The sequence below is a fragment of the Palleronia caenipelagi genome, assembly GCF_007004065.1.
Lineage (GTDB): Bacteria > Pseudomonadota > Alphaproteobacteria > Rhodobacterales > Rhodobacteraceae > Palleronia > Palleronia caenipelagi.
Map to the genome: position 1 here is coordinate 1 of NZ_VFSV01000097.1, position 4,564 is coordinate 4,564.

Below are 4,564 nucleotides of genomic sequence, written 5' to 3' on the forward strand. Positions count from 1 at the left end.
CAACTGTTTCAGAAACCGCCTGGCAGCCTTGGCGTTTCGCCTTGGCTGCACCAGAATGTCGAGCACATCGCGTTCGTCGGGAAATTGATCCCCCGGATCAATTTCTTGTCCTCCTCACCATCCACGTCCCGCCATAACCACATCTTGATGCCGTTGATCGGGACGGCGACTTCATCGAGGTGCCACTTATCTGACGCTGCGGGCCGGTCGCGCTTGATGCAATGCGCGAAATGCCGACCAAACCGGTTCACCCATTTCCGAACGGCTTCCCGGCTGACGATGACGCCTCGCTCGGCGAGCAGATCCTCTATATCCGCCGTGCTCAGCGCGAACCGATGATAGGCCCAAACGGCTTAGGCGACGACTTCACGGGGAAAACGGTAGCCCTTCAGGCGGAGCATCTCAGTTGGTACATTCATGGCGACCGGCTAAACACCCTCGGGTGCGTCTGCAAGTTGGCAATCCCAACACGCCTCGTGGGAATCCCCTTCGATTCAACAAACGCTGGAAATGCTTTGAATCTTAAATAATCACAATCGGCTTCCTTCATTGAAAGTTTATGATTGGCAAATAAAGGTGGGGCTGACTTTAGGAATTGGGGAAATGATATGAAGATCTTCGCAGCTCTTGCTATAGCCACAACAGTCGTTGGATGTTCACAAGCCAACTTCGAATCTGAGCCGGTCGTTGTGCCAACAGAAAAAGGACCAGTGACGTGCCAACTCTACGGACACAATCAGGTCGTATGGGACAAAGCGATCCTGATGCCCAATACCATTAGCGATGAAGAAGCACACGAAATTTGCATCAATGAAGGCACCCGCCGTCTAGCAACATCATCAAAGCGTTGACCTTGTTGTTATGTCGCGATTACGTCATCGCCGGCAAAAATTCTGGCAGCTCTACTGGATGTAGTCGAAGATGGAATGGCTTCTTAATAGCTTTTCCAATTGCTAAATCCGAGCAATACAGGAAAATCTCTACAATGCGCCCAATGATCCAGAGAATTGATCGACTCAAATTGTTCATAGAATTATGTTTCAGTGACAATGTAAACTGGATCGTCCTATCGAATGATAATCGGACCGCATTGTGACTCAGCTTGTTGACATCTCGCATTCAAAAGCACACCGCCCAAAGCTTGGCGCAGCAGAAGATTGGATGCTAATGCTTCAAATGCATAATAGATGCTGGCGTAGCGTAAGATCAATTTTATCTCGGATTGTGTGGTGCAGAACGTCAGGATTGCAAATCTAAATTTATCCTTTTAAATTTTAACTAGAAATATGGAAACCCTCAATGGCGAACAATAGCAATGCTTATCGGACAGGTGTCATATGTGAATTTCTACACATTACCTAGCATACGAGAGCAGAGCAGAGCAGACGAAGGTAAGTGAGTAATGGCGTTTATAAGAAGTCAATACCCAATTACGACGACTTCATGCCTCGTATTCTCGCCTTGCGATTTCATTATGTTGGATGGCGTCTATGATGGCAAGGATTCTTCCACCATGCTTCAAATCGAAAGGGGAGATCAGATTAGATTAAAGTTAAATGCTGGCTATCGTGCTCTCGTGATCGAACATCGGTTGGGTGCATGGATTGTCGCAGACAGTTCACAGGTTGGTACGCCTAAAGCAAAGATCAAATCAGCTGCTCGGCTAACCTTTATGTCAACCGAAGGCCAGGTTCTAAGAGTTCTAGTTCTCTCAGTATCAACCAATTCAGATAATGGTCGGCACTCGACGCTTTTGCTGCCACTTGATGACATAGGCTACCGTATCAACTATGTTTTGATCGACCGAGAGCTGAATGACGTGCAGGATCAATTCGAAGAGTTATTTTGCGCACCTTTCTTCGAGGGTGCCAAAATCCTTATGGGCTGCGGTCAAAGAAAACCCGTTGAGAACGTTAGGATTGGAGATGTACTGCAAACCACCACCAATGGAAAGGTTTCGGTAGAGTGGTGTGGCAAACGTCTTCTTGCTGCAACGGGCTCAAACGCGCCCATTTTTGTTGAAAAAGGCGAAATTGGAAACGATTCGTCATTAATCCTGAGCCCGCGTTCGAAAATATTCAGTTCTGGCAAGCACCCATACCGAAGAGGTGGTCAATTCGTTTCCGCCGCCAATTTGGTCAATGGATGTACCGTTCGCTGGTTGCCAGATCAATATATCACGCATTTCTATATACGCATTAAACAACCCAGCTTCATTATTGCGAATGACTCGCAAATCAGCACATTTCCCGCTCCTGGTGTTTTGAGTCTGAGGGATCTTACCAGTTGCGGCTGATTTCATCGAGTGCGTTCATGGCGCGGCGTTCCCGGGCGATGATGTCGTCGGCGGTTTTGCTTCAGGGCACCTCGAAAAATTGCTGTGACCGCCCCTCTGGGATAGAAGTAGAAGGCACACGGCTTCAGGGGTTTACGATGGCGCAGATGGGTTTCTTCGATCTTTCAGACCGCTATGCGAGCCTGGATGCCGAGCGGGACCCGTTGGTCGAGATCGACGCCATCGTGCCGTGGGAGGAGTTTCGCCCTGCGCTGGAGCGTGTCTGGCGCAAGCCCGAGGCGATGCGCAAGTCGCGTGCCGGGCGCAAGCCGATGGACGCGGTGCTGATGTTCAAGACACTTGTGCTGGGCGCCCTCTATAACCTGTCCGACGACCAGATCGAGTACCAGGTCCGCGACCGGTTGCCCTTGATGCGGGATTGCCAACTTGTTCTGCACCGATTGTAAAAGTCCTACGCGGATACGATCATGCGGTCATTTCGAGGGCGTAGCTGCGCCACAGATCGAAGGCATCTGATCTGGCGTGACGGTAAGAGATGTCGGTAAGTCGGTGGCGGCGGGGTCTGAAGATCACATTGATCTGGTCGTGGGCGGAGAGGAAGCGCTGCGCTTGCCTGAGCGATTTGAACTGACCCATGAGCTTCTCTCGCTTCCGGGTTGGCCGGTGCGAGCCCTCAATATGATTATTCAGGCCCTTGTGCGGGCGATGATCTGCGTCCGGAGCCAGCTGGCGGATCGGTTTGATATAGCTGCGCAACTTGTCCGTGACGATAACGCGAGGCTGGCCAAACCGGGCGATCAACTGTTTCAGAAACCGCCTGGCTGCCTTGGCGTTTCGCCATGGCTGCACCAGAATGACGAGCACATCGCGTTCGTCGGGAAATTGACCCCCCGGATCAATTTCTTGTCCTCCTCACCATCCACGGCCCGCCATAACCACATCTTGATGCCGTTGATCGGGACGGCGACTTCATCGAGGTGCCACTTATCTGACGCTGCGGGCCGGTCGCGCTTAATGCAATGCGCGAAATGCCGACCAAACCGGTTCACCCATTTCCGAACGGCTTCCCGGCTGACGATGACGCCTCGCTCGGCGAGCAGATCCTCTATATCCGCCGTGCTCAGCGCGAACCGATGATAGGCCCAAACGGCGTAGGCGACGACTTCACGGGGAAAGCGGTAGCCCTTCAGGCGGGGCATCTCAGCTGGTACATTCATGGCGACCGGCTAAACACCCTCGGCTGCGTCTGCAAGTTGGCAATCCCTCTTCCGCTGATGATAAGTCACCACGCCAGCACAGCCGCAAGCCGTTGCCCGATCATCTGGACTGGCACGATGAAATGCTGTGTCTAGGCTAGGATTGTACCCGCTGTGGCGGCAAATTGAAGACGCTCTTCACTTCAGACGAATAGCTTTGTCGCGTCTTGCGACGGATGGCTTTGACCAGCTTGTCGGCCGAAGCTTTGCTGGTTCCGGATTTCTGGTTCATCGTCACTCCTTGAGGGTTACGATGAACCAGAAATCCTCCGTTAGCTAAGCCTCAATTCTGCCAAACGGGTGCTGACGTCAGACAAGCCAGAGCCGTGAACGCCTCGCCACTCCAAACAAGTAACCTTCACAGAACTGGCCTGACGGCCAATGCGCCTTCGAACGTGCCTGCTAAAGCACAGCCACATGCTCCCACGCGCGCGCCGAGATGGACAATTTTTACTCCGCCGCTCAGGCCGGAATTTGCTCCGACTTTGGCTGAGCCGGGTGCTTGATCGCATCGCCGATCACGAGATCAAGCGTATCGCCGAATTGATGCCTTGGCGTTACGCTGGCTGCGTACGTAACAGCCGCCGCAGCCCGGTCGTCACAGCGCCTTACCCGGACAAACACAGCCATTCTAGGAACCCACCATGTCTTTCGATCCGTACGACCCCAGCCCGCCCAGCCACTTTCCGCCGATCTCACCCGCCGCGCGTCGTCTAGAGCATCCGGTGCGCCGCCTTGCCGAGGGTCTCAGCGAAGAGGACCGCTGCGTCCTCTATGCAAATCTTTCACGCTCCCATCCAGACTATCGGCCCTGCGACTTCAGCCTCGGACACACCCGGGTCACGGTCACGCAGGACAGTGAGACGCTGGTCTTTCCGAGGCCTCTGCCGTTGGTTAAGCACCTGCTCTGCGCAAGCGGCTACCTGCGCTGGCTTCACCGCAAGTATACCCTTCCGGGCTTCGTCGAGATCACACCCGGCGACCGGGTGCTCGATTGCGGCGCTTATGTGGG

General features: G+C 53.4%; 5 protein-coding genes and 2 pseudogenes. 4 read left to right on the forward strand and 3 right to left on the reverse strand.

Annotated elements, in window-relative coordinates:
• A pseudogene (locus FEV53_RS19665) lies at positions 1–419 on the reverse strand (IS6 family transposase); the annotation flags it as partial.
• Between the two features lie 189 nt (positions 420–608).
• Here FEV53_RS19665 and FEV53_RS19670 point away from each other — a divergent pair.
• The 3 genes from FEV53_RS19670 to FEV53_RS19680 all read left to right on the forward strand — a co-directional run bounded on the left by FEV53_RS19670 (position 609) and on the right by FEV53_RS19680 (position 2,742).
• Complete coding sequence (locus FEV53_RS19670; protein ID WP_142836348.1) at positions 609–851, forward strand: hypothetical protein; 243 nt, start codon at positions 609–611, stop codon at positions 849–851.
• Positions 852–1,474: 623 nt separating this feature from the next.
• On the forward strand, positions 1,475–2,296 hold the full coding sequence (locus tag FEV53_RS19675) for a Hint domain-containing protein (RefSeq protein ID WP_185962354.1): 822 nt from the start codon (positions 1,475–1,477) through the stop codon (positions 2,294–2,296).
• Positions 2,297–2,433: 137 nt separating this feature from the next.
• The gene (locus tag FEV53_RS19680; RefSeq protein WP_281283562.1) at positions 2,434–2,742 is read left to right on the forward strand and encodes a transposase; all 309 of its coding nucleotides are present in this window, start codon (positions 2,434–2,436) and stop codon (positions 2,740–2,742) included.
• A 19-nt stretch (positions 2,743–2,761) separates the two neighbouring features.
• On the opposite strand, the pseudogene FEV53_RS19685 reads toward FEV53_RS19680, so the two are convergent.
• A pseudogene (locus tag FEV53_RS19685) lies at positions 2,762–3,513 on the reverse strand (IS6 family transposase).
• A gap of 136 nt (positions 3,514–3,649) precedes the next feature.
• The gene (locus tag FEV53_RS21985; RefSeq protein WP_281283563.1) at positions 3,650–3,784 is read right to left on the reverse strand and encodes a hypothetical protein; all 135 of its coding nucleotides are present in this window, start codon (positions 3,782–3,784) and stop codon (positions 3,650–3,652) included.
• A 412-nt stretch (positions 3,785–4,196) separates the two neighbouring features.
• On the opposite strand from FEV53_RS21985, the gene FEV53_RS19690 reads away from it, so the two are divergent.
• The coding region (locus FEV53_RS19690; protein ID WP_221931690.1) for a hypothetical protein at positions 4,197–4,564 on the forward strand (368 nt) is incomplete at its 3' end.

Excerpts from the sequence above, each read along its gene's own strand:
- FEV53_RS19670 (WP_142836348.1), top strand. The coding sequence starts at position 609 with ATGAAGATCTTCGCAGCTCTTGCTATAGCCACAACAGTCGTTGGATGT.
- FEV53_RS19680 (WP_281283562.1), top strand. The coding sequence starts at position 2,434 with ATGGCGCAGATGGGTTTCTTCGATCTTTCAGACCGCTATGCGAGCCTG.
- FEV53_RS21985 (WP_281283563.1), bottom strand. The coding sequence starts at position 3,784 with ATGAACCAGAAATCCGGAACCAGCAAAGCTTCGGCCGACAAGCTGGTC.
- FEV53_RS19675 (WP_185962354.1), top strand. The coding sequence starts at position 1,475 with ATGTTGGATGGCGTCTATGATGGCAAGGATTCTTCCACCATGCTTCAA.